Raw genomic sequence first — 23835 nt, 5'->3', positions numbered from 1 at the left:
GTCAGCCCTCCAAGAGCCGACCACCCATGAATCATTGAAAAATCGATTCGGGAATCCTAAAAATTCAGAGGAATCCGACAATCTGCCAAAGTAGTGCTAATCTCATCGCGCTTTGGGGAAAGCGGCGAGCGAGAAGATCATCTTCCCTCGGGAAAATATTCAGATCTCTATTTCTGCAATCACCGGCAAATGGTCTGAATAGGCTCCTGCCTCCCGGTCGGTCCACACTTTCCCGAACCGGGCGTCGGGCGTCGCATAGATTCTATCAAGGCGTAGAACGGGCAAGCGCGCCGGGAAAGTCCGCAAGCGTGTCCGGTTTGGGCAAACCTGCGCGAGCACACGCCGCACCGATTTGACCCAAAACCAGTCATTGAAGTCGCCGAGAACGACGGTCTTTCCGGGCTTCACAAGGCTGACCAGGGCCTGAGCTTGCGCATACCGCTCATGGATACTCAAGCCGAGATGAGTAGCCACCACGCGCACATGGCCGACAGGTGTCAGCAGTCCCGTGGCAATCGCCCTACGGGGCTCCCGCTCCCGATACGACACGTCGACGATCTCGGGCACCCCGGAGAATGGAAAGCGGCTTAGGAGCATCTGACCGTAGTCGCCATCCTCGGTGACGATCGACTTGGCGTGAACGCGGTGATCGCCGACAACACTTGCCAACTTCGCGAATGGATTGTCTGACCGCGATCGCGAATCCACCTCCTGAAGCGCGACGACATCGGGGGCCCACCGGCGAACGATCGAGCAAACACCCTCCAAATCGAACTTCGTATTGAGATTGAACGTGCCATGCACATTCCATGTCATGAAACGCATCGCCGCCATCAGCGCCTCCCGGCGAGCCAGGTCGCGACGAATTGTGCGCCTACGCAGATTCCGAGCCAGCTCAAAAACGCCAAGACCAATAGCAATATGTTGCTCCAGGAAGCATCCCTGGCCAAATCTGCGATTTGAGCCCCCAGAACTGCCATGGCGAGAATACCGGGCATCATGCCCAGCAGAGTTCCAACCATGAAGTCGCGGAGAGGCAGCGTGCTCGCACCAGCCACGACATTCACCACCGAGAACGGTGCTATCGGAATCATCCGGATGACGACGACAGCCAGAATACCCTTGCCTAAGACGCGTTCCTGGATGCGCGCTGCACGTCGTCCGAGTAAACGCTGGAGTCGCTGTCGTCCGAGTGCCCGCCCGAGCGCAAAAAGCACGAGGGCGCTGAGCAAGACGCCGGCCATTGCGGTAATGAACCCTAGCCAGGGCCCAAGCGCGGCAGCAGTTGCTGCAATGAGTACGAGAACCGGAAACACGACCAGCCCGCCGACGACGAAAGCTGCGATCGCGAATGGCGGCCCCCAGATAGACTGCGAGTAGGCAGACAGGAACGTTGAAATACGACCCGCGTCGGCGAAATCGCTCAAAGACGTGTACGACCAAGCCATCGCCAATCCAAAAAGCGCCACGGCTATCGATACGATCCCTATTAGAGTCTTCGTGCTCCACATGCGAGATGCCGCCCGCTCGAGATGGAGAGGCCGCTCAGGGTCGGCCACCGGCTGAACCATTGTGGCCAGAGTACTGGTCAGAACCGAGGACTCCACTTCCCGCAGCGCCTTCGCCCCATCAGCTCTCGACACGTCGTCCAGGAGCGCAAAAAGACGATCCTCATTTCGCGTTATGGTCTGTTCGTCGAGATCGCAGAAATGGGCAATCAGGCGACGGCGGACCGAAGCGATGAAGTTTCTATGCTCGTCGGATGCAGCTTCAAAAATAAGGTCACACTCACTATCGGCACCCATCGACCGATTGTTCAGGTTAGCCGAGCCGATTCTCAAGATCCGATCGTCGACGGTCATGAGCTTGCTGTGCACCATCACGGCAGCTTCGGTATCCCCGCTGGGTGAGACCGGGTAGACGAAGCGGATACGATCTGCCACTCCGGCCTCATTGAAGCAGTCGATGAAGGCACCACGGCCGTTTTGCATGGCTTGGGATTCTACCCAGGACGAATGCAGTTTGGGAGTGACAACGAGAACCCGAAGCGAAGGCGCGCGAAGCATCTGCTCGGCCAATTCCCGCGCTATCTTGATAGCGCTGGTAAACTGGTTTTCGATGTAAACGAAGCTCGTCGCTGACCGGATCGCTGCAACCAGTGAGCGCTCGACCTCCTTGATCCTCGAACCTGCAGGACACACGATCTCTGTCCTGGCGATACCCACCGGCACGTGCTCCGCCTCAACCGGCACATTCGCCGGCCACCGAATGCTCTTCAGCGCGCGCCGAGGATGAACCTGTTGACCTGCCGCACGCCAGCGTTCCTCCGCGAGGTCGGCTAGCCATGCCGCAGCATGCCCGTCGACCATGCATTGAACATCATGAAACGGTGGGTATGGCTTACCCGCAGGGTCGCAGCGCAACGCGTGATCGGCGCGATGGTCGCTCGTGTCCCAGCGCCTGATCGTCAGGTCGAGCCCGCCAACGAACGCCAATGAACCGTCGACACAGACGATCTTCTGGTGTTGGGCGGAACCAAACGGAAGTGTGGAATCCAGATGAAATCGGACGCGGCCACATGTTCCGGCGGTGAATTTTGCCGCGGAATTCCATTCCCTTTCGGACGCGTAAAACGAGACGAAGTCCCAGATCAGAATATTAATCCACAGGGCGGGACGGCGTTGAACGAGCGCGCGGAGGAATGGGCCAAGCTGTTCCGGCAGACCATCATCCGCTCGTCCGGAAGCTCCGACCAGCCTGGTCTCACTATGGATATCCCATCCGATCACATAAACTTGGTCTTGCGCCTCCAGCAGCGCATCCCGCAGGGCCGCGAAATAAGCGGCAGCATCATTCAGAACCGCGACGCGGCGCGCTTCGCACCGCCGCCAGACGGTATTGCCGGGGATCAGGGTCGATGAACTCTGAAGCAGGTGGACCTCGCAAGTCGCGTTCGTGTCTAAAACGCTGTGAATGCTCAACGGGTTCCGCGTCCTCGGAGACGGGCTACGCTTCGGTGTGAGAATGCCGAACCACAGAGCTTACGCGGCACAAGCGCACTTGCGTTATTTGGTTCGGACAGTCTTTGCGCCGGCGCCCCTCAAGACGTCTGCGATCTTTTCAGGGGCATCGCCGTGGAAATCCACGGAGACCTCGATCAGACCTTCCAACTTCTGGTGACCTTCCGGCGCGGGCGCGGATTTGACGTCAGCACCGGCCGGATGTGTCCCCGCCGTGTTCGCGCCGCCGGCCGGTTGGACGAAGACGTCGCTTCGGGATACGCCGCATTCCTGGACGACGTGCTCAATGGCAAGCTCGGCGCTGCGGCGAGTGTCGAATTCTCCGATGATTGTGCTTTCCAAGACATCTCTCCGTAGGTGGACGAGAGTGCGTACAACAGGCCAGCACTGGCCAAGTTCCAGATGCTGGCGACCTGCATCTCAAATGCGTGGAGGGTGAATCTGGACCACGCGCCGGGGGTTCAGAACCGGACTATCCCGAGCAGGAAGAGGAGCGCGAGAGTGATCAAGCCGGAGATCAGCAACGAGCCGAGACACCCGAGCCGGTTCGAGAAAAAGAAGAACATGCCTGGCCCGCTGTGAAGCTTCCTGCCAGGCTAATTTTTCAAGTTCGACAGCGTTCCGGATGCGCTCTCGTTCGTCCTGATTGTCGAGCGGCTCCCATCTACAGACGGCGATGGGACTGGTGCTTCTAGAAGCGACGGATAAGAACCAATCTTTGAGCGAGACGTTGAATCCACGATGTCCGACGCTTTTGACTATTTCCGAGCGCACGCGGTTCGAGCCCTTTGCAAGGCCCGGACGATGCCCCGCGGGCGAATGAAGCATCTCCAAATCATGGTAGCCCGGATCTACCACCTGCTCACCAAGGAGGCCGCGTACGGGCCAAACCTGCAGCATCTGGACGACTTCCGGGCAGCCCAAAAGCTTGAGAGGTCAATCGATTGAAGGCCTGGAGCGAGGTGAGTGGCGGTCGCTGACACCCCAAGGGTGACTGAACTCCTGAGGGAATACGCGCAGCGAACGGCGCTGCGTGGAGGCAACCCCTATCGTGCGAAGGCGTATGCCAACGCCGCCGATAATCTTGCCGCGCTCGTCGTCCCGCTCCACGTGCTGATCGAGGAAGACCGCCTCACCGAGATTCCCGGGGTCGGCGAAGCCATCGCGGACATTATCACCAAGCTGTATCGCACGGGGACTCATCCGAGCCTTGAGAAGCTGCGCAAGGAAATTCCCGCGGGGGTCCTGGAACTGCTGACGGTGCCGGGCTTAAGGCCTGAGAAGGTGCTCAAGCTCTACAAGGATCTCGGGATCACCTCCCTGTCCGAATTGGAAACGGCAGCCGAGCAAGACCGCATCAAGAAGGCCAAGGGGCTTGGGGCCGCGCTGCAGACCAAGATCGTGGAGAACCTTGCGATCGCCAAAAGCGGCAAGGGTCGCCTGCACCTGCATCGCGCCGCGGCCCTGCTCGAGCATGCAACGGACTCGCTGCGGAAAGCGCGGCCCGAGCTCAGACGGCTCACGATCGCCGGCGACTTCAGGCGCGGTTGCGAACTCGTCGCCGACTTCGCGATCGTCGCCGAGGCCGCCGGGAGCGGCAGCGTCATCGAATCAGGCGGGCTGCAAGTCCACCTCGCCGATCGCAAGCATTTTGGCGCCGCCCTGCTCCACGCGACAGGCTCACCTGTTCATCTGGATCAGCTTCGGGCGCTCGCGGACAAGAAAGGAATGCGCCTCGAGCCGGACGGGCTGCACAAGGGGCGGAGCGTTGTCGCAGAGACCGAGGAAGACATCTACCGGGCGCTCGGCCTTCCCTTCATCGCGCCCGAACTGCGCGAGGGCCGCGGCGAGATCGAGCGGGCGCTGAAGAAAAAGCTGCCGAGGCTCGTCACCGACCAGGACCTGCGCGGCATCCTGCACTGCCACACTCGACGCCTCGGATGGGACTGAGACGCTCGAGAGCATGGCCAAGGCCACGCTGAAGCGCGGCTTCGAATATTTCGGTGTCGCCGACCACTCGCAGTCGGCGCACTACGCCGGGGGTCTCTCGCTCGAGCAGATCAAGGAGCAGCATCGGCAGGCCGAGCGGCTCAATAGAAAGTTTGGCAAGGACTTTCGGATCCTGAGGGGCATTGAGTCCGACATCCTGGCGGACGGATCGCTGGACTATCCGGACGAGGTGCTCGACGGCTTCGATTTCGTGGTCGCCAGCATCCACGGGCGTTTCAGGCTGGATCGGAAGGCACAGACCGAACGCCTGCTGCGGGCTGTCGCCAATCCCTACACCACCATCGTCGGCCACATGACCGGCCGCCAGCTTCAGCGCCGTCCAGGCTACGAGATCGATGTCGAGAAGGTGCTGCGCGCCTGCGCCAAGCACGACGTCGCAATCGAGATCAACGCTCATCCCTGGCGGCTCGATCTGGACTGGCGCTGGCATCAGGCTGCGCTCGAATATGGCTGCATGTTGAGCATCAATCCGGACGCGCACTCGATCGCCGAGCTCGATCACATGCATTGGGGCGTCGAGATGGCGCGAAAAGGCGGCGTCCCCGCAGAGCGGGTGCTGAACGCAATGCCGCTCGCCGATATCGAGCGATACCTGCGCCACAGGCGTCGCTCGTTTGCACGTGCAGCTTGAGACACCTGGTCCTTCAACGAAGGCTCGCCGGTCCAGGCGCAGCCGTTTGCGCGAGAAAGAACGACCCCAGGCCTGGATCAAGGACCCAGGGCTGGGGCCGCTCGGGCTACGGTTAGATAGCCTGATGCGCCTAAGCGCATGCGGATCAAAGTACGTGGGCCGCAAGCGTTCCTATTTTGCAACGGCCTCCACCGGAGCTAAAGCGCAATGCGATTGGCAATAATCGTCATCGCGCTTGACGTTGTGTTTGAGCCTGATCTTTGCCGAAAACCGCTTCACACTTTTCCGGATCATGCTCAGGAACGCTTGCCGAGCTTTCGCGTCTTCTGAAAAATGAGACGTGCCCATGCCTCCAGCCACGCCCCCGAGCCGAACCCTGTTCCGCTGCCCCAAATGCCGCGAACCGCTCAGTCTGGCGGAGAAGCTATGGGACATGAAGGCAGCCCGCTTCATCCGGGTGTATCAATGCCGGTGCGGTGAACTGCTCTGGGATGATCAATCGTCCGCGCAACACAGCTAAGGCACACCAGGCCCCCCCCGCCTGGAGTTGCTACCGATCTCGAGCGGCGCAGCGAGTCCGACAAGATTTCGTGTCGCTTCAACTCATCCGCGATTGCGCCCTCAATGTCGAGCTCAGCTGAGCGCGGTAACGAACCGCATCTAAGCGGTTGATTTTATTGGATTGTGGCGGAAGGGGTGGGATTCGAACCCACGGTACCCTTGCGGGCACGCCGGTTTTCAAGACCGGTGCCTTAAACCACTCGGCCACCCTTCCAGACTGGAAATTGTTTAGCTTTTCGTCGCTTCGGTTCGCTTGTTTATGGCGGCTCGCATGGCAACGTCAACAGCCGCGGCCGCTTCGCCCTGCATGTTCGGCATCAGATGGTTCTCCATCGTGATCGCGATTTGAGGAATGGCCTAGCCGCTCCTGCACGATCTTGGGATGAATATTCGGCCAGCATATGGCTGACGTGGCTGTTGCTAACCGAATGCGTCTGATCGGCGCACCGTGGGTGCTCCACCGGTGGGCCCGGCATCGCGCCGACCGCCAGGGAAATCGCAGGCTAAGCCGCTGATGTGACTCCGCTTTGGTCCGAAATCCCGGCAGAGGATTCGCGACTCGGATCCTGGCCCGCCGGTTCACCCTCGCGGGGTCTTCACGACGCCTGTCAGCCTAATGAACGGTTAACGAAGAACCAATAGAATATTCCGCCGTTGACTTGTACCCCCACCCGAGACGAGGTGGGTTTAGGACATGCCGATAATGGCGGACCTCAAAAAAAGATTGGACAAACTCCGCGCCGATGCCGCGGATTTGGCCCTTATGAGCAGGCGGGCAAGCGATCCGCAAAAGCGCGAACTCTTCGGACGCTTGGCAGATGAGCTTGCAATAGAAGCTCTTGAACTCGAGCAGGTGGTGAAGCAACAAGGTAGGCAATCAGCTTCCAGCGACATGGACAGAGTTGTGAGCTTCCGGACGCGCCTGGAGAGGAACTGAGCACCATTGTCGAGATTCCCGGCTCGCAACGTGAGAGCGGACGAAGCGAGCAAAAATGATGAGTGAGCGAAGCAAGGCCAACTCGGCTGGCCTAGGAACGTGCCTAGCGATCAGCGTTCATTTTCCAGGCCGAAGCACAGACTGCTATTGCCCTGTGGTCTCTAGGCGCCCCTAGCGTTCGGCATGGCTGCGCTGGTTTCTTCTTCACTTGCTGAAGAGCGCCGCCTCGGTCGGCGGCCGCTCAATGGTCCCCCAGCGCGGCCGGTCGCAGGGGCCCGGTTGGTCGTATGGGGCCCGAAAGCTTCCCGAGCGGACCCTTTTCCCATGACGAGATCGCCGCTCCTAGGAGCTTAATTCCTACCGACCATTTTCAGAGTAAATTTCAAGACCGGTGCCTTAAACTACTCGGCCACCCTTCCAAGCCTGGAACGGGTGTCGCTTAACGCGTCGACCGCGCAAGGCAACGCGAAGTTCGCACTCTCGCCTCAACCTCTTCAGCCCCGCCCTTTGTCAGGCGAGTGTCAGCCTGTTCCTCTAGCTTGGCGGCAGGTTCGGCGCCGCCACGCGCCGACGTCTCGGCAATCCCAGATACCGGCGACATCTCCCAGGGCGTTGCCGGTTGCGAGGTCCGGTTGGATTCGTCTCCATATCCGGGCCTCGCTTGCTGATGCGCAAAAGAAAGCGGCGCCCCGCAAGGAGCGCCGCGCGAGACTGTCTTCATTGCGTCAGCTCAGTACCCGCAGGACGCGCAGCCCATCTGCACGGGCGCGTAATACGAATAGCCCGGCGACACCATCTCGACGCGCTGGCGCGTGGCATATTGCGGGGGGATGCGCTCGTACTGGACGCTGGGCGGCGCCACCATCACGGTCTGCGGCACCATTACGGTGCGGTACTGCGCCGGCGTGCGATGCGCGACCACAGAACCGGGAGACACCATCACGGTTTCGTCGACAGCGCGGTATTGCGGCGCGACGTATTGCTGCTGGTAGCAGGTCGTGCACGGCGGCGGCGCATAGCAATTGTAGCAGCCGGCGGAGGCTGCGCCCATCATGGAAATCGCGGCGACGGCGGTAGAGAAAACGACGGCGAGAGTACGAGACATTGCGTGGTGCCCCAGTTGCCCGAAATGGATTTGCGAAGGTCGCTAGCAGTATACGACGCAAAATCCTGGGCTGCCGAACTTCGTCGGGGCATCCTTAATGCGAACAGCCAGTCGCAGCCGACAGGTAAGAACTCATTGACCACGCGCATCAACACGCGACGTGCGTTTGGCGTTCATCCGCCTCCGCTCGAGCTTCACCGCCTCGCTGCTCTTTCCAAAAACTCCAGCAGCGAGGGATCGGTCTCCTCGAATTCGACAAAGCGGCGGCGCAGTTCGTCTGCGACTTCTGCCGTGGCATCTCGCGACCATCCTTCCGCGGTATTGAAAGCCACGACACGTACCGGATGGAGATATTGCCCCTCGACGAGATTCCTGAGCAGGGTCGCCCGATTGGCGTCCTCCTCAGCCGTCTCACACCAGGCGCGGCCCAGCCGCCGGCCGAAATCATCGAGCACGAGATAGACGTCCCGGTCTGTCGCAATGTGCGGCACGAGCGATGGAGAGTGACTCATGGCTTACCCCGCTACTGGCAATCCGGACCGTTGCGGAGGATACGGCGTCCGCCCGGCCGGATTCGGAAAAATGGATTTCGGCTATTTTCTTAGGATGGCGCGATTAAATCACAAACAAAGTACAAATAAATAAAAATTAAATGGCAAAATGGGCGCAAAGACACTAAATTCACAGGGGCCTGGCGGGCGAGCCCGCACGTTGGGCGCCCACTTCGCAAAACGGCTCCCGCCTCCACCCCCAAAAGCCCACACCCCAGGAGGCGGGGCCGTTTCTTTTGCGACCGCTTGTCCCGGCTCTGTCCTGCAACAGTGCGCCCGCCCGCTCGCGCGGAGACCGCGGGTCATTCCGGAAGAATCCGCCCAGCCTGTGGCGCGTCGATCAGGCGCTATCTCGAACGCCGCTTCACCTCGCGCACGGCGCCGCGCGCGGCGCTGGTGGTGAGCGCGGCGTAAGCCTGCAGCGCGGTCGAGACATTGCGCTTGCGGTTCTGCGGCTGCCAGGCGGCATCGCCCTTCGCCTCCTCCGCGGCGCGGCGCTTGGCCAGCTCCTCGTCGGAGACCTCCAGGCTGATGCTGCGGTTGGGGATGTCGATGGCGATACGATCGCCGTCGCGCACGAGACCGATATTGCCGCCTTCGGCCGCTTCCGGCGACAGATGGCCGATCGACAGGCCGGACGAGCCGCCGGAGAAGCGGCCGTCGGTGACGAGCGCGCAGGCTTTGCCGAGGCCCATCGATTTCAGATAGCTGGTCGGATAGAGCATCTCCTGCATGCCGGGGCCGCCGCGCGGGCCCTCATAGCGCACGACGACGACGTCACCCGCGACGACCTTACCGCCCAGGATGCCCTCCACCGCTGCGTCCTGGCTTTCGAACACGCGCGCGGGGCCGGAGAATTTCAGGATCGAGGCGTCGACGCCGGCGGTCTTCACGATACAGCCGTCCTGCGCGAGATTGCCGTAAAGCACGGCGAGGCCGCCGTCCTTGCTGAAAGCGTGCTCGAGGTCGCGCACGACGCCCTTCTCGCGGTCGGCATCGAGCTCGTCGTAGCGGCGCTCCTGGCTGAAGGCGACCTGGGTCGGGATGCCGCCGGGCGAGGCCCGATAGAAGGTGCGCACCGCCTCGCTCTTGCTGCGCTTGATGTCCCAGCGCTCCAACGCATCGTTCATGGTCGGGGCGTGCACGGTCGAGACCGAGGTGTCGATCAGCCCGGCGCGGTCGAGCTCGCCGAGAATGCCCATGATGCCGCCGGCGCGGTGCACGTCCTCGACATGCACGTCGGCGACGGATGGTGCGACCTTGCACAGCACGGGCACACGACGCGAGAGCCGGTCGATGTCGCGCATGGTAAACTCGACCTGCCCTTCATGGGCAGCGGCGAGCAGATGCAGCACGGTGTTGGTCGAGCCGCCCATCGCGATGTCGAGAGTCATGGCGTTCTCGAACGCCCTAGAGTTGGCGATGTTGCGCGGCAGCACGCTGGCATCGTCCTGCTCGTAATAGCGGCGGACGAGGTCGACGATGGTGTGGCCGGCTTCGACGAACAGGCGCCTGCGGTCGGCGTGGGTTGCGACCACCGAACCGTTGCCGGGCAGCGCGAGGCCAAGCGCCTCGGTCAGGCAGTTCATGGAATTGGCGGTGAACATGCCCGAGCAGGAGCCGCAGGTCGGGCACGCCGAGCGCTCGATCACCTTGACGTCCTCATCGCTGACCTTGGAATCGGCCGCGGCCACCATGGCATCAATGAGGTCGACGGCTTTGGTCTTGCCCTGAAGCTTGACCTTGCCGGCCTCCATCGGTCCGCCCGAGACGAACACGGCGGGGATGTTGAGCCGCAGCGCGGCCATCAGCATGCCGGGCGTGATCTTGTCGCAATTGGAGATGCAGACGAGACCGTCGGCGCAATGCGCGTTGGCCATGTACTCGACGCTGTCGGCGATCAATTCGCGCGACGGCAGGCTGTAGAGCATGCCGTCATGACCCATGGCGATGCCGTCATCGACCGCGATGGTGTTGAACTCCTTGGCGACGCCGCCGGCCTGCTCGATCTCGCGGGCCACGAGCTGGCCGAGGTCCTTCAGATGGACGTGGCCGGGCACGAATTGGGTGAAGGAGTTGACGACGGCGATGATCGGCTTGCCGAAATCGGCATCCTTCATGCCCGTCGCGCGCCAGAGGCCGCGGGCGCCCGCCATGTTGCGGCCGTGGGTGGTGGTGCGGGAGCGATAGGCTGGCATGGCGGTTTCCGTCCTCGGGTTGGCTTGGAGCCGGGCGGAAAAATGGAAGCCGCCTCAGAGCTTTCCGGCCGGATAGCGCACGCGGGGAACGCGCGCAACGGGAACTTGGTCCGGACAGGGCTCCCCTGCTCCCGGCGCGGCCTCTCGCGAACGTTCCCCAGCGCGAGGTTGTGCAAACGCCGCCTGCAGAACCGCGAGTCGAGAAGTCGAGGCCCTATTGCAAGGTCGGATCGAGCCGGTCGCGTAACCAGTCGCCGATCACAGAGACGGCCAACGTCGTGACCACGATCGTGGTGGCCGGCGCCAGCATGATCCAGGGCGCCCGGGTCAGGTATTCGCGGCCATAGCCGACCATGTTGCCGAGGCTGGTCATCGGCGGCTGCACGCCGAGGCCGAGGAACGACAGGCCGGATTCCATCAGGATCACCTCGGGAAAGACCAGCGTGGTCGAGACGATCAGGGTCGAGGCGATGTTGGGCAGGATGTGCCGGAGGTAGATCCGCGACGGCGCCGCCCCTAACTGGCGGACGGCGGCGGCATACCCTTGCGCATTGGCGGAGATGGCGAGGCCCCGCGCGATGCGGGCGTAGCGCTCCCAGCCGAACAGTCCCATCAGAGCGATGAGCAGCGGCAGCGAATTGCCGAAGAAGGCGAGCACCGCGAGCGCCATGATCAGGAAGGGCATGCTGGCCTGGAAGTCGGTCAGCATCAGCACGAGCTGTTCGATGGCCCCGCGGAAATGCGCGGCGAGGAAGCCGAGCGTGGTGCCGACCAGCGCCGAGATCGCGGTGGCGCCGAACGCGATCAGCAGTGAGATGCGGATGGAGACGAGGAGCCGCGACAGCACGTCGCGGCCGAGCTCGTCGGTACCGAGCCAATGCGCGGCATTGCCGGGAGCCGCCAGGCGATTGCGCAGGTCGAGCTGGGTGAAGCCGTAGGGCGCGATCTTCTCGGCGAACGCGGCGATCAGCAGCATGGCGATGATCCAGGTGATCGCGAGCGCGACCGAGACCGGGATCGCCGCCAGGCTGATGCGGCGGCGGAGGCTAGATTCTAGTTTTGACGCGTTTCTTTTGCGCGAACCGGAATCCACTTCGCTTGAAAACGCTTTGGCATCCTTCAGCGTCGCGTCGGTCATGCATGCGCCCCTTTGGCGCGCAGGCGCGGATCGAGGAAGCCGTAGAGGAAGTCGACGACCAGATTGGACGTCACCATGGTCATCGCGACCAGCAGCAAGATGCATTGCACCACGGCGAGGTCGCGGTTGGCGACGGCGACCACGAGCAGGCGCCCTACTCCCGGCCAGGCAAACACGCTCTCTACGACGACCGCGCCGGCGATCAGCGTTCCCACCATGAAGCCCAGAATGGTGACCGTCGGGATCGCGGCGTTCGGCAGCGCATGCGACGTCACCACCTGGCGCCAGGACACGCCCTTGGCGGAAGCCGTGCGAATATAGGGCTGGCCCAGCACCTCCAGCATCGCGCTGCGGGTGAAGCGCGCCAGCACCGCGGCGCCACCGAGGCCGAGCGTCGCAATGGGCAGGATCGCGTGCCGCCAGCTCTCCTGGCCGCCCGATGGCAGCCAGCCGAGCTGAACCGCGAATACCAACACCAGCACCAGCGCGAGCACGAAGCTCGGGACGGTGAAGCCGGCGACCGCCGTCATCATCACGGCGCGGTCGATTCCCGAGCCGCGATGCAGCGCGGCGTAGATCCCTGCGGGAATGCCGAGCGCGACCTTGAAGAAGAACGCCGGCAGGGTCAGCGCCAGCGTCGCCGGGATGCGTTCCAGCACCAGCTCGATCGCGGGCCGGCCGTCGCGCATGGAGCGGCCAAGCTCGCCCTTGGCGATGGCGCCAAAATAATCGAAGTACTGGGCCCAGATCGGATCATCGAGACTCCACGCCTTGCGGAATGCTGCGAGCACCTCCGGCGGCGCCTCCGGTCCCAAAATCATCAGCGCGGGATCGCCCGACAGACGCAGCACGACGAAGGCGAAGGTGACGACGAGGACGATCGTCAGAGCCGCGCGGCCGAGCCGGATGGCGAAAAAGTGGCCCATCACGCCGCGTCCCGCGTTTCGGCACCCGTGACCAGGTGGCAGGCGACTTGCCTGTTGCCGCCGATGCTTGAGAGTGCCGGCACCTCGCTTGCACAGCGCGCGATGGCGCGCGGGCAGCGCGGATGGAAAGTACAGCCTTGAGGGCGCGCCGCCGGGTTCGGCGGATCGCCAGCGAGCACGATGCGGCCCGCGCTGCGGCGGCCCGGTGCGGGCGAGGCCGAGACCAGCGCCTGCGTGTACGGATGCTCGGGCCGCGCAAACAGATCATCGGCGCTGCCGATCTCGACGATGCGGCCAAGATACATCACGGCAACGACATTGCTGATCTGCCTGACGACGCGGAGATCATGGCTGATGAACAGCAGCGTCAGCGACAGCTCGGCCTGGAGATCGGCGAGCAGGTTCACCACCTGCGCCTGGATCGAGACATCGAGCGCGCTGACCGGCTCGTCGCAGACCAGGAAATCCGGCTTGGTCGCCAGCGCCCGCGCGAGCACGATGCGCTGGCGTTGGCCGCCGGACAGCGCGCCCGGATAGCGCGCGCCATGTGCCGGCGTCAGCTCAACCGCGCGCAGCAATTCGCGAACGCGGTCTTCGCGCTCGGCGGGCATGCCGAGATCGTGGATGTCCAGGGGCTCGCGAATTTGCGCGGCGACTGGCAGCCGCCGGTCCAGCGCGCCCAGCGGATCCTGGAAGATCATCTGCATGCGTGCGCGCTGGGCGCGCCATGCAGCCGTTCCCAGCGGGGCCATCGGCTTGCCATCGAACCGCACCTCACCGCTGTCGGACGGCTCGAAGCCGAGCACGATGCGGCCCGTGGTCGATTTGCCCGAGCCGGACTCGCCGACCAAGCCCAGCGTCTCGCCCTTGGGAATGCTCAGCGACACGCCGTCGACAGCGTGAACGACGGTGCTGCGGCCGAACATTCCGGAGCGCATCGCGTAGCTGCGCGAAATCGCGGACACCTGGACGAACGGCGCGCTCATTCGGCGGCGATCCCGAGCAGCGCCCGGCGCGAAGCCTCGGCGCGGATGCAGGCGACGTTGCGGTCATGCGCGATCGGGGCCAGGCTCGGCGCGACAAGTCCGCAAGCTTCACTCGCCAGCGTGCAGCGTGGCGCGAAGGCGCAACCCTCAGGCATCCGCGCGGGATCGGGCACGGTGCCGGGAATGGCCGTCAGGCGCCGGCGCGCTCCATCGAGCGGCGGCAGCGCACCGATCAGGCCTTGCGCGTAAGGGTGCACGGGATCGGCGAAGAGCTGGTTGCTGGGTGCCTCCTCGACGATGCGGCCGGCATACATCACGGCGACACGATCGCAGTTCTCGGCGACGACCCCGAGATCGTGGCTGATCAGGACCATGGCCATGCCCATCTCGCGACGGACCGAGGAGAGCAGCTCCAGGATCTGGGCCTGAATGGTGGCATCGAGCGCGGTAGTCGGCTCGTCCGCGACCAGCAGGTCGGGATTTCCGGCGAGCGCCATTGCGATCATGATGCGCTGGACCTGGCCGCCGGAGAATTCGTGCGGATAGGCGGACAGCCGCCGGCCTGCGTCGGGAATCCCGACGAGATCGAGCAGCCGCCGCGCTTCCGCCTTCACCGCGTCGCCCGAGAGATCGCGATGCAACGCCAGCGCTTCGCAGAGCTGCCTGCGGATGGTCAGCACGGGGTTCAACGCGCTCGCCGGATCCTGGAAGATCATCGCGACCCGCCCGCCCCTGACATGGTCGAGGTCGGCCGCGGGCGCGCCGAGGATCTCGCGGTCGTCCAGCAGTACCGAGCCCGAGACCTTGGCATGGCGCGGCAGCAGGCCCAGGGCGGCAAGCCAGGTCACCGACTTGCCCGATCCGGACTCACCGACGAGCCCGAGGGCCTCGCCCTTCTGCAAGCTGACGTCGACGCCGCGCAGCACCTGCACGCCGTTGAAGGTGACGCGCAAGTTCCGGATGCTGACCAGCGGCGCCACGTCAGGCCTCGAAATTGCCGGCGCGGAAATCCATCGCGAAGGCGGGCGCTGCCTTCCACTTGATGGATTTCGGCTTGGCCGTGAAGGTCGCGTTCTGGTGTAGCACCGTATAGGCGGGGTCCTCGCGCTCGGCGATCTCCAGCATGCGGCGGAACGCCTTCTTGCGGGCTGGGCGATCGGTCGAGGTCTCCAGGAACTCCGATAGCTTGTTTAGCTCGACATTGGTCCACTCGCCGATCTGCTGCTGCTGGCCGTTCGGCCCGTGCTGGGCAACCAGCGACGACACCGGATCGTTGAAGGCGGCCGAGTTCGACCAGTCGCGCACCGCGCGGGTCGGCGCCCGCTCCATGATCTGGGACCAGTTCTCCTTGGTCTCGATCTGCACGTTGAGGCCGACCGACTTCCACATTTCGACCAGGATCTGCGCGGTCGCGACCTGGTTGGTGTAGTAATTGCTGAGCAGGCGATAGGGAATCGGATCGCCCTTGTAATTGGCCTGCTTCAACAGATCCTGCGCAAGCTTGGGATCATAGGCCGGCACGCTCCAGTCCGCGTTGAATATGTCGCCGTAGAATTCCCATTGCAGGCCCTTCGGCACGCGGGTGCGGCCGGCCCACAGGCTGTCGACGATGGCCTGGCGGTCGATTGCGTGAGTAAAGGCGCGCCTGACAAGCGGATTGGCGAGCTGGGCGTGGTTCTTGTCGAACACGGTCAGGCGATGATTGAGAATGGTGCCGCCCTGCACTTCGAACGCGGAATTCTTTTCGATGCCGGCGATCTGGTCCGGCGGGATGTCGCAGGCGAAGTGGTATTCGCCCGAGAGCAGGCCGTTGATGCGGCTCGCAACTTCCGGCACTTCGAGGAAGCGGATGCGCTTGAGCGGCGGGCGGCCGCCCCAATATTCGTCGTGCGCTTCCAGCACCAGCGACACGTCGGGCTTGAGCTCGACGACCTTGTAGGGACCGGTGGTGACGGGCTTGCGCGCCCAGTCGAGGTAGCTCGCGGCTTCTTCCCAGGCCCGGCGGTTCATGATGTCGGAGCCATAGCGCGACAGCCGGCCTTCGATGGTGACGTCGGGTGTGGCGTTGTAGAAGCGCACCGTGTACTTGTCCACGGCATCGACCCGGACGAGGTCCGGCCAGATGCGGCGGGCAACGGCCGGCACATCTGGCGGCAGCTCTTTGCCGGGACGCGGCGCCGGGATCTTCTCGAAAGCCTGGATGGTGGAGCGGCTCTTGGCTTCAGTCTCGCCGAACATGCGCTCGCGGCTGAAGGTGAAGACGACGTCTTCGGCAGTGAGCTCGTCGCCATTGTGGAATTTGACGCCCTGGCGCAGCTTCACTTCGACGGTCTGGTCGTCGATGCGGCGCCATTCGGTGGCAAGGCCGGGCACGGCCTCCAGGTTGCCGCGCCAGTTCTTGGAGATCAGGCCTTCCCAGATCGAGGAGAAGAACACGCGCTCGCCGACATTGGACTGCTCGCGCAGCACGTCGAGGACGTTCGAATTGGTCACCTTCTGCACGGCGATCGTGACCGACGGACGGTTGTCGCCTTGCGCGATGGCAAAGCGCGGCAAAAGGAGCGTGCTGGCGGCAGCGCCGCCGGATTTCAGAATGGTGCGACGGGTGAACTTGCTCATGATGTGACCCCTGCCCAGGATGATGCGATTATTCGGCCAGTCCGAGCGCAGCGAGATGGGCTGCGCCGGCGCGGACGTCGTCGTGGTTGCGAAGTTCGAGGATCAGCCGCGGGTTCGAGGTCAGCCGCCCAAGGGCGCGGAACACGGCGACCCACGGGATGTTGCCTTCGCCCGGCGCCCAGTGCCGGTCGGCAAAGCCGTCGGTATCCTGCAGGTGCACATGCGTCAGCATGTCGCCGGCGGTTTCGACGTAATAGTCGACCGGCGGTGCGCCGGTGGAGATGTGGGCGTAGTTGGCGTGCCCGGTGTCGAGCGAGACGCGGACCTTGCTGCTCTCCAGCGCCTTCGCAAGGCGGACGCGGTCGCGCGGATCCTTGTCCTCGATGTTCTCGATGACGATCTCGCAGCCGATGGTCTCGGCGCGCGCGATCACTTCGGCGAGCGTCGCCTTGACCCGCTCGACCAGATTGCCGCGGTTATCGGTGTAGAGATCAAGATTGTTGTGGTCCCAGGTGGTGAACGGCGAATAGATCACCATCTGGGTCGCGCCGAGGAACTCGGCTGCATCAAGACCCTGAAGCAGGCGTTTGGTGACGGCCTGGCGGATCATGGGATCGTGGCTGTCGATCTTGAAGCCCCAGAACGGGCCGTGAATGCCGAGCCGGCCCGTGTGGCCCGCAAGCATCTGCTTGATCTCGCCGGCAGTCGCGCGCCAGTCGCTATCGAGCAGATCCGCGCGGAAAAAATCCTGGATCTCGAGATCGCGCTGCCGTTCCAGAAGCCAGTCGCGATGCGCGGGGATCGACTTGATGGACAATGCGGCGCCCAGCACCGGCTTCGACATGGCTTGCTCCTTGGCCATCAGCGATGACGGGAACAGGGCTAGACCAGTTCAATGACAGGCCGGTGAAATGCGGGTTTCGCACCGCGGACCAGATGTGGACATCTGCTCGCATCGCATTCAGGCGGCAAGGATCGCGGCATGCGCGGACGAACGCGTCAATGTTCAAACGGCGCGGGCGTGTCCGTAGTGATCCGGAATGGAAGCCTAACCAACCTTCGCGTACATCGCGGGACATCGATCGGCGGCCACTTCCACGGGCATCACCCTCTGATCGCGCTACATGGGGTTGGGGGACCACATGGGGCGGGGGATTGAAGGCTGGGGCAAGGTGACGAGGTCCGGACTCCTAGGCACTCCGGACCTCGAAACTTTTCAGATTGAACGCGATGCGCGCCGTCCGGCTGTTCAGCCGGGCGGCGCGTTCTCGTTTCAGCGTCGTCGTTCGGCCCGGCGCCTAAAGCGCGATGAATCGTCATCGCGCTTCATGCGGCTGTTTAAGCATGATCTTTTCGGAAAACCGCTTCGCACTTTTCCGGATCATGCTTTAGCGCGTCTGCGGCTCGATTGTCACCGTGCAGTCGCCCTGCCCTTGCGACGCGACCACGATGTCACCCGCGGGAGCGCCGAGGGCAATCGGCGCGGACGATCCGCCGCCGGGCATCTGGACCGTCACGCTCAGCGAATCCGTGCGCGCAGTCGAGCCGACGGTTGACGGCTCTGCTTCGGCCACGTTCCCCGAGGCATCGCGCCGCATGATCCGGCAGTTCACATTGCTCCCGCCGGCGGCCGCCATGCTCTGGCCGGCGCTGCCGCCCATCTGTGCACGAGCCCGCGACGGATCCCGCGGAACCTGGCTGACGATGCGATGCGTGCGCGGCTCCACGATGACGACGTCGTCATCCGTCGCGAAATACTCATAGTCGCGATATTCCGGCTCGATCGACACGATCTCAGGCGGCAGCCGATGCAGACGGACGCGCGAAGGGATCGTCTCACCCACCCGGATCGCGATGCTCAGGTTGCGCTCTGGTGGCGCCAGGCGCGCGCGGCTTACCGTTTCAGAGATCCGCACCTGCCGTTCAGACGTCATGCTGGTCTGCTGATTAACCTGCGTGTTGGTCTGGGTGGTCTGATTGGCTTGATTGGTCTGCGTGCCCGTCGCCGGCGCAGTCTGTGCATTGTTGGTCGGCGCCGTCCGGTTCGTGTCGGTCGCGGTGGCCGGGCGGTTGTTCTGTTGCGCCGGCGGCTGTTGTTCGGCGGCGTTGCGCGGCGGCTGGGTCTGGTTGCGCTCGTTCTGGTTGGCCGCAGCCCCACTGCGCTCGTTCTGCTGGCCCGCGGGGCCGGCCTTGGATTTCTCGGACTCGGCAGTTGATTTCTGCGGCGCGGACTTGTCCTGCTTCGTCTCTGCGCTGCTCTTGCCGCTGTCGCGCCCAGGTTTGGCGGTCTCGGCCTCGCGATTGCGATCGCGCGAAGGTTCGCGAGATTCTTGTGCCTGATCCTTCGCCTTCGGTTGATCACGTTCGGCGGCTGTAGCTGGCTGGCGCTTGTCTTCGTTGGCCTCGCGCTTGGCCGCGCCGCCTTTCTCTTCGCGACCGGCTCCCTGGAGTCTCTCCTGGGCGCCCTGCGTGCGCTCCTGAACCCGCTCTTGAGCGCCTTGGGCCGCGCCCCCGCGCTGCGGCGCAGCGCCTTTGGCCGGTTCCTCGGTCCGTTTCGGCTCGTCTCTGCGCTCACCGGGCGCCTGGGCGTAGGCCAAGCCGGAGGCGAGCATCAGTCCGACGGCCGCAGTCGATAACATCAAGTGCTTGCGCATGGTCCCTCTCCTCGACAATTCACAGCAACAGACGCGAACGTTCTGCGGGTGCGAAGGTTCCTGCCAAGGAACGGGAGCAGATCACGCGGGGCTTACATCGCGTCCTTCAGCGTGAGGCGGGCCGTGAATGTCACGGTGGTCTTGCCGACCAGCGCCATGCCCTCGACCTCGGCGCCGCCGGCCGAGTAGTCGCCCGAGAAACCGCAGGTGACCTCCCTGCCGCCGAATGCGAGGGTCTTGCCGATGGCTTCGGTATGCTGATTGACGATCATGTCGCCGCGCCACTTGCCGTTCCGGAACGTGTAGCTGCCGGTGTAATAGAAATAGCTGTCGCCGCCCATGATGCGCCCGTCGCAGAGCACGACCACGCCCCTGGCTTGGCCGCGTTTGCCGTCGCGCATTTCGATGTCGAAGATGTAGAGGCCGTTGACGACCTTGGCTTCCTCACCCGCCCCCTCTCCGACTGGCATCCGATCGTCCCCTCAATGTCCATGCGCCGCGCCGATCAGTTCGGCACGTTCCGTTCAAGTTCCTCAAGCCATGCCGCTGCGCTCGCATCCGACGGGGCCCGCCAGTCGCCGCGCGGCGACAATGACCCACCCGCCGAAACCTTCGGTCCATTCGGCATCGCCGAGCGCTTGAACTGGCTGAAAGCGAAGAAGCGACGCAGGAATACCTCGAGCCAGCGCCGGATCTCGGGAAGATCGTAGGCCCTGCGCCGGTCGCTCGGGAAGGCCGGCGGCCATTCGCCCGTGGCGACGTCCTTCCAGGCGTGCTGCGCCATGAAGGCGATCTTGGAGGGACGCATGCCGAAGCGCAGCGTGTAGAACAGGTTGAAATCCTGCAGCTCGTAGGGCCCGACGGACGCTTCCGTGCTCTGCGGCTTCTCGCCAGGCTGCACCGGCACCAGCTCTGGAGAGATTTCGGCAGCGAGGATCGAGCCAAGCGTGCGGTTGACGTTGTCGCTGAACTGGTTCGATGAGATCACCCAGCGGATGAGATGCTGGATCAGCGTCTTCGGCACGCCGGCATTGACGTTGTAATGCGCCATCTGGTCGCCGACGCCATAGGTGCACCAGCCGAGCGCGAGTTCAGAGAGATCGCCCGTGCCGATGACGATGCCGCCGTGATGATTGGCGAGGCGGAACAGATAGTCCGTGCGCAGGCCCGCCTGCACATTCTCGAAGGTGACGTCGTAGACCTTCTGGCCCTTGCCAAAGGGGTGGCCGATATCCTTCAGCATCTGCGTGGCCGTGGTGCGGATGTCGAGCTCTTGCCAGCTCGTCTGCAACGCCTTCATCAGCGCCAGCGCGTGGGTCTTGCTCTCGCTGCCGGTGGCAAAGCCCGGCATGGTGTAAGCCAGGATGTTTTCGCGCGGCAGGCCGAGGAGATCGACTGCCTTGGCGGCGACGATCAGGGCGTGCGTGGAATCGAGCCCGCCGGAGACGCCGATCACGACGCGCTTGGTGCCGGTGGCACGCATCCGCTGAACGAGGCCGGCGACCTGGATGTTGTAGGCCTCATAGCAATCCTGCTCGAGCAGGCTCTCGTCGCTCGGCACGAACGGAAACCGCTCGACCTTGCGCAGGAAGCCGACGTCGGCGGCGGGCGGCTTCAGCGCGAATGTCACCTTGCGGAAAAACGCCTCTCGCTGGCGGCGATTGTCGTCGAACGTGCCCATCAGCGCGCGCTCCTGCCTGAGCAGGTCGAGATCGACGTCGGCCAGCGTAATCTGGCCGTCCTGGCGGAACCGCTCGCCCTCGGCCAGCAGCACGCCATTCTCGTAGATCGAGGTCTGGCCGTCCCAGGCCAGATCGGTGGTCGATTCCCCTGCTCCGGCGGCGGAATAGACGTAGGCTGCGAGGCATCGCGCCGATGTCGATTGGCACAGCAGCGCGCGCGAGCGCGCCCGGCCGATCGTGATCGGGCTGCCCGAGAGGTTGATCAGCACGCTGGCGCCCGCGAGCGCGAGCTCGGATGCCGGCGTCACCGGAATCCACATGTCCTCGCAGATCTCGACGCCGATGGTGAGGCCCGGAACGTCCTCGGCCGAGAACAGAAGGTCGACGCCGAACGGCGCATGCAGCCCGCCAAAGGAGATCGTCTCTCCGGCGATGCCCGCGCCGGAGGCGAAATGCCGTCCTTCGTAGAATTCGCGGTAGGTCGGCAGATAGCTCTTGGGCACAACGCCAAGCACGGTGCCGCGATGGATGACGACCGCACAATTGTAGATGCGATGGCCAAAGCGCAGCGGTGCGCCGACGATCAGGACCGTCATCAGTGCCGCGGAGGCCTCGGCGATCGCAGCGAGCCCGCGCTCGACCGCATCGAGCAGCGGATCCTGCTTGACCAGGTCTTCGATCGCGTAGCCGGACAGGCACAGCTCGGGAAACACGGCAACCGCCACCGATTGTTCGTGGCAGGCATTTGCCGCCACCAGGACGGTCTTCGCATTGGCCGAGGGGTCGGCCACGCGGGAGGTGGTGACGCAGGCCCCTACGCGCGCAAATCCATGGGCATAGATCGAGTGGAAAGACATCAAGCGCTGTACCTTCAATCCTTGCAATCTCTTCAACCTCTTGCGCCACTAGCCGCAGCCGCCAGCACCGCATCATATGTAGCCCATCGACCGGCGCCCGTGCAGGCCATCCGCCATCATGCATAACCGATTTGCATGTCGGCCAGCCGGCGCCCGCGACGTCAGGCGCTGCGCGCCAAGACCCCGGACAGATCATCGCGCAGCCATTCGGCGATCCGAGGCCAGGCATGGGCGTGGGTCCGCGCCCCCATGAAAAGGCCGAGATGACCGCTCGGCTCGGAAGCTGCCGCAATGAAAGGCGGCGGGGTGCCGACGAGATCAGCGGTGGCGAGCGCCTGCACAGCCGGCACGACGTCGTCGTCCAACCCGGCCAGCAGGAAGATCGGCGCCTTGACGTCCTTCAGGTCAACCGGGCGGCCGAGCGCGACGAATTTGCCGCCGGCAATCCGGTTCTCCCGGAAAATCCAGTTGACGATCTGAAGGTAATAAGTGCCCGGCAAATCGAGCGTCTCGCTATTCCAGCGGTCGAAGCGCGCGAGTAGGGTCGCGCCCTCCTCGTCCGAGAGTCCCCTCTGCAACGCCACTGCGATATCGTCGCTGTCAGGCGCCTTGGACCAGAAGCGCAGCATCTCCTCGCCGCTGACATTGCCGCCGCCGCGAGCGACGAGCTGGTCGTATACCAGGTCGGGTGCGTTGCGGGCGAGCCGCGACAGCGCCGAGTCGATCGACAGATCGACCGGAGCGCCGACCAGGACCAGCCGCCGCACCTTGGCCGGAAAGCGCGCCGCATAGAGCAGCGACAGCCAGCCGCCCTGGCACAGCCCGATGAGATCGACCGGCGCGCCGATCTCGTCGATGGCGACGTTGAGATCGGTCAGATAGCTGTCGATCGAGAGATAGCGCATCTCCGGCGTGGCTGACCGCCAGTCGGTGAGATAGACGCGGTCGATGCCGCCATTTTGCAGCGACTGCACCACGCTGTGGCCAGGCGCGAAGTCGGCGATCGGGGCCCGATGCAGCGCATAGGGTGCGCAGACCAGCGCCGGCTGACCGGACCGCGTCTGCGTGAAATCGCGCAGGCGCATGGTCGCAAGCTCCAGCGCAACCGTGCTGGGCGTCGTCCACGGCAAGCTGCTCTCGCCCTGCTCCGCAGTTCCGCGCTCCAGCCACCAGAAACAGGCGTCCATAGCCAGTCGCGCCGCCGCAAATGGCCACAGCATCGGGTCATCCGGCGCATGCCCCGGTCCGCCTGGCTGTCTGCCGGCCTTCTCCACCATGGCTATCTCATCCTCACAGGAACGCCTCGAGGCTCACGACCGAAATGCCGCGATCCTTAAAACTCCTATGGGTGGCAGCCACGGAGCCGTCGAGATCGATGCCGCGACAGGCGTCCTCGACGACGGCGACCTCGAAACCGGCCGTGCGGGCGTCCTCCGCCGAGAAGCGAACACAGAAATCCAGCGCCAGACCGGCGACGAAGACGGTCTTCAGCTCGCGTTCGCGCAAGTAACCGAGCAGTCCGGTCGGCGTCTTATGGTCGTTCTCGAACAGCGCCGAATAGGAATCGATGCCGCGGCGAAAGCCCTTGCGCACCACCAGGCTCGCGCTGACAACGTCGAGCTCCCGGTGGAATTCAGCGCCCGTCGTACCCTGCACGCAATGAGAGGGCCAGAGCACCTGGGTGCCGTAGTCGAGCTCGATGGTCTGGAACGGCTGCTTGCCGGCATGGTTGGCCGCGAATGACACGTGATCCCGCGGATGCCAGTCCTGAGTCAGCACCACATTGGCGAATTTTTGGGCGACTCGGTTGATGGCGGGGACGACCTTTTCGCCGCCGGGAACGGCGAGCGCCCCGTTGGTGCAGAAGTCGTTCTGCACGTCAATCGCCAGCAGCACGTCGCGGTCGGAAATCTTCATCGCTGGTCTCGTTGCATCTGCCGGCGCGAAGGCGCCAGGCGCG

19 protein-coding genes, 1 tRNA gene and 1 pseudogene are annotated in these 23835 nt (G+C 63.9%); 3 read left to right on the top strand and 18 right to left on the bottom strand.

Features of this window, described 5'->3' with window-relative positions; translation table 11 throughout:
• Positions 1 to 159: 159 nt before the first annotated feature.
• From IVA78_RS02535 to IVA78_RS02525, 3 genes are all read right to left on the bottom strand, one after another.
• Positions 160 to 834: an endonuclease/exonuclease/phosphatase family protein gene (locus IVA78_RS02535; protein WP_247281112.1), complete on the bottom strand. Its 675-nt coding sequence runs from the start codon at positions 832 to 834 to the stop codon at positions 160 to 162.
• A complete protein-coding gene (locus IVA78_RS02530) occupies positions 834 to 2981 on the bottom strand; it encodes a VTT domain-containing protein (RefSeq protein ID WP_247449075.1) in 2148 nt (715 codons plus the stop codon). The genes IVA78_RS02535 and IVA78_RS02530 overlap by 1 nt, the downstream gene beginning before the upstream one ends.
• 84 nt (positions 2982 to 3065) lie before the next feature.
• The gene (locus IVA78_RS02525; protein ID WP_247281114.1) at positions 3066 to 3362 is read right to left on the bottom strand and encodes a hypothetical protein; all 297 of its coding nucleotides are present in this window, start codon (positions 3360 to 3362) and stop codon (positions 3066 to 3068) included.
• Between the two features lie 399 nt (positions 3363 to 3761).
• On the opposite strand from IVA78_RS02525, the gene IVA78_RS34510 reads away from it, so the two are divergent.
• Complete coding sequence (locus IVA78_RS34510) at positions 3762 to 3968, top strand: hypothetical protein (RefSeq protein ID WP_346015557.1); 207 nt, start codon at positions 3762 to 3764, stop codon at positions 3966 to 3968.
• A gap of 18 nt (positions 3969 to 3986) precedes the next feature.
• Positions 3987 to 5661 (top strand): annotated as a pseudogene (locus IVA78_RS02520) (PHP domain-containing protein).
• 685 nt (positions 5662 to 6346) lie between these two features.
• Here IVA78_RS02520 and IVA78_RS02515 read toward each other — a convergent pair.
• Positions 6347 to 6436: transfer RNA gene (locus IVA78_RS02515), tRNA-Ser, on the bottom strand.
• A gap of 489 nt (positions 6437 to 6925) precedes the next feature.
• Here IVA78_RS02515 and IVA78_RS02510 point away from each other — a divergent pair.
• Positions 6926 to 7159, top strand: a complete 234-nt coding sequence (locus IVA78_RS02510) for a hypothetical protein (RefSeq protein WP_247281116.1) — start codon at positions 6926 to 6928, stop codon at positions 7157 to 7159.
• 730 nt (positions 7160 to 7889) lie between these two features.
• On the opposite strand, the gene IVA78_RS02505 is transcribed toward IVA78_RS02510, so the two are convergent.
• From IVA78_RS02505 to pncA, 14 genes are all read right to left on the bottom strand, one after another.
• Positions 7890 to 8213, bottom strand: coding sequence for a hypothetical protein (locus tag IVA78_RS02505; protein WP_247281134.1), 324 nt, complete (start codon positions 8211 to 8213; stop codon positions 7890 to 7892).
• Between the two features lie 245 nt (positions 8214 to 8458).
• Entirely contained in the window at positions 8459 to 8776 is a 318-nt protein-coding gene (locus tag IVA78_RS02500) for a hypothetical protein (RefSeq protein ID WP_247281117.1), read from the bottom strand.
• A 386-nt stretch (positions 8777 to 9162) separates the two neighbouring features.
• Complete coding sequence (gene ilvD / locus IVA78_RS02495) at positions 9163 to 11013, bottom strand: dihydroxy-acid dehydratase (protein ID WP_247281118.1); 1851 nt, start codon at positions 11011 to 11013, stop codon at positions 9163 to 9165.
• A 214-nt stretch (positions 11014 to 11227) separates the two neighbouring features.
• Entirely contained in the window at positions 11228 to 12151 is a 924-nt protein-coding gene (locus IVA78_RS02490; RefSeq protein ID WP_247281119.1) for an ABC transporter permease, read from the bottom strand.
• Complete coding sequence (locus IVA78_RS02485; protein ID WP_247281120.1) at positions 12148 to 13077, bottom strand: ABC transporter permease; 930 nt, start codon at positions 13075 to 13077, stop codon at positions 12148 to 12150. Before IVA78_RS02485 ends, IVA78_RS02490 begins: the two co-directional genes overlap by 4 nt.
• Positions 13077 to 14063: an ABC transporter ATP-binding protein gene (locus tag IVA78_RS02480; RefSeq protein WP_247281121.1), complete on the bottom strand. Its 987-nt coding sequence runs from the start codon at positions 14061 to 14063 to the stop codon at positions 13077 to 13079. Before IVA78_RS02480 ends, IVA78_RS02485 begins: the two co-directional genes overlap by 1 nt.
• A complete protein-coding gene (locus IVA78_RS02475) occupies positions 14060 to 15043 on the bottom strand; it encodes an ABC transporter ATP-binding protein (protein WP_247281122.1) in 984 nt (327 codons plus the stop codon). The genes IVA78_RS02480 and IVA78_RS02475 overlap by 4 nt, the downstream gene beginning before the upstream one ends.
• A 1-nt stretch (position 15044) precedes the next feature.
• The gene (locus tag IVA78_RS02470) at positions 15045 to 16682 is read right to left on the bottom strand and encodes an ABC transporter substrate-binding protein (protein ID WP_247460706.1); all 1638 of its coding nucleotides are present in this window, start codon (positions 16680 to 16682) and stop codon (positions 15045 to 15047) included.
• Positions 16683 to 16710: 28 nt separating this feature from the next.
• On the bottom strand, positions 16711 to 17526 hold the full coding sequence (locus IVA78_RS02465; RefSeq protein WP_247281124.1) for a sugar phosphate isomerase/epimerase family protein: 816 nt from the start codon (positions 17524 to 17526) through the stop codon (positions 16711 to 16713).
• 544 nt (positions 17527 to 18070) lie between these two features.
• Complete coding sequence (locus IVA78_RS02460; protein ID WP_247275623.1) at positions 18071 to 19336, bottom strand: DUF1236 domain-containing protein; 1266 nt, start codon at positions 19334 to 19336, stop codon at positions 18071 to 18073.
• A 92-nt stretch (positions 19337 to 19428) separates the two neighbouring features.
• Positions 19429 to 19806: a GrlR family regulatory protein gene (locus tag IVA78_RS02455; protein WP_247275624.1), complete on the bottom strand. Its 378-nt coding sequence runs from the start codon at positions 19804 to 19806 to the stop codon at positions 19429 to 19431.
• A 35-nt stretch (positions 19807 to 19841) separates the two neighbouring features.
• Complete coding sequence (locus IVA78_RS02450) at positions 19842 to 21875, bottom strand: NAD(+) synthase (RefSeq protein WP_247275673.1); 2034 nt, start codon at positions 21873 to 21875, stop codon at positions 19842 to 19844.
• A 161-nt stretch (positions 21876 to 22036) separates the two neighbouring features.
• A complete protein-coding gene (locus IVA78_RS02445; RefSeq protein WP_247460708.1) occupies positions 22037 to 23152 on the bottom strand; it encodes an alpha/beta fold hydrolase in 1116 nt (371 codons plus the stop codon).
• Between the two features lie 13 nt (positions 23153 to 23165).
• Positions 23166 to 23792 carry a bifunctional nicotinamidase/pyrazinamidase gene (gene pncA / locus IVA78_RS02440; protein WP_247450259.1) on the bottom strand — a complete coding sequence of 209 codons (627 nt, stop codon included), beginning with the start codon at positions 23790 to 23792 and terminating at the stop codon, positions 23166 to 23168.
• Positions 23793 to 23835: the final 43 nt, after the last annotated feature.

The sequence above is a fragment of the Bradyrhizobium sp. 137 genome (assembly GCF_023074095.1).
GTDB lineage: Bacteria > Pseudomonadota > Alphaproteobacteria > Rhizobiales > Xanthobacteraceae > Bradyrhizobium.
Note: the sequence above shows the minus strand (reverse complement) of the source record. Positions and strands in the feature narration are given on the sequence as shown.

What these genes read in the sequence shown, in the direction of transcription:
- IVA78_RS34510 (WP_346015557.1), top strand. Translation starts at nt 3,762, where the DNA reads ATGTCCGACGCTTTTGACTATTTCCGAGCGCACGCGGTTCGAGCCCTT.
- IVA78_RS02510 (WP_247281116.1), top strand. Translation starts at nt 6,926, where the DNA reads ATGGCGGACCTCAAAAAAAGATTGGACAAACTCCGCGCCGATGCCGCG.
- IVA78_RS02455 (WP_247275624.1), bottom strand. Translation starts at nt 19,806, where the DNA reads ATGCCAGTCGGAGAGGGGGCGGGTGAGGAAGCCAAGGTCGTCAACGGC.
- IVA78_RS02465 (WP_247281124.1), bottom strand. Translation starts at nt 17,526, where the DNA reads ATGTCGAAGCCGGTGCTGGGCGCCGCATTGTCCATCAAGTCGATCCCC.
- IVA78_RS02450 (WP_247275673.1), bottom strand. Translation starts at nt 21,875, where the DNA reads ATGTCTTTCCACTCGATCTATGCCCATGGATTTGCGCGCGTAGGGGCC.
- IVA78_RS02480 (WP_247281121.1), bottom strand. Translation starts at nt 14,063, where the DNA reads ATGAGCGCGCCGTTCGTCCAGGTGTCCGCGATTTCGCGCAGCTACGCG.
- IVA78_RS02445 (WP_247460708.1), bottom strand. Translation starts at nt 23,152, where the DNA reads ATGGTGGAGAAGGCCGGCAGACAGCCAGGCGGACCGGGGCATGCGCCG.
- ilvD (WP_247281118.1), bottom strand. Translation starts at nt 11,013, where the DNA reads ATGCCAGCCTATCGCTCCCGCACCACCACCCACGGCCGCAACATGGCG.
- IVA78_RS02470 (WP_247460706.1), bottom strand. Translation starts at nt 16,682, where the DNA reads ATGAGCAAGTTCACCCGTCGCACCATTCTGAAATCCGGCGGCGCTGCC.
- IVA78_RS02460 (WP_247275623.1), bottom strand. Translation starts at nt 19,336, where the DNA reads ATGCGCAAGCACTTGATGTTATCGACTGCGGCCGTCGGACTGATGCTC.
- IVA78_RS02505 (WP_247281134.1), bottom strand. Translation starts at nt 8,213, where the DNA reads ATGATGGGCGCAGCCTCCGCCGGCTGCTACAATTGCTATGCGCCGCCG.
- IVA78_RS02500 (WP_247281117.1), bottom strand. Translation starts at nt 8,776, where the DNA reads ATGAGTCACTCTCCATCGCTCGTGCCGCACATTGCGACAGACCGGGAC.
- IVA78_RS02490 (WP_247281119.1), bottom strand. Translation starts at nt 12,151, where the DNA reads ATGACCGACGCGACGCTGAAGGATGCCAAAGCGTTTTCAAGCGAAGTG.
- pncA (WP_247450259.1), bottom strand. Translation starts at nt 23,792, where the DNA reads ATGAAGATTTCCGACCGCGACGTGCTGCTGGCGATTGACGTGCAGAAC.
- IVA78_RS02535 (WP_247281112.1), bottom strand. Translation starts at nt 834, where the DNA reads ATGGCGGCGATGCGTTTCATGACATGGAATGTGCATGGCACGTTCAAT.
- IVA78_RS02485 (WP_247281120.1), bottom strand. Translation starts at nt 13,077, where the DNA reads ATGGGCCACTTTTTCGCCATCCGGCTCGGCCGCGCGGCTCTGACGATC.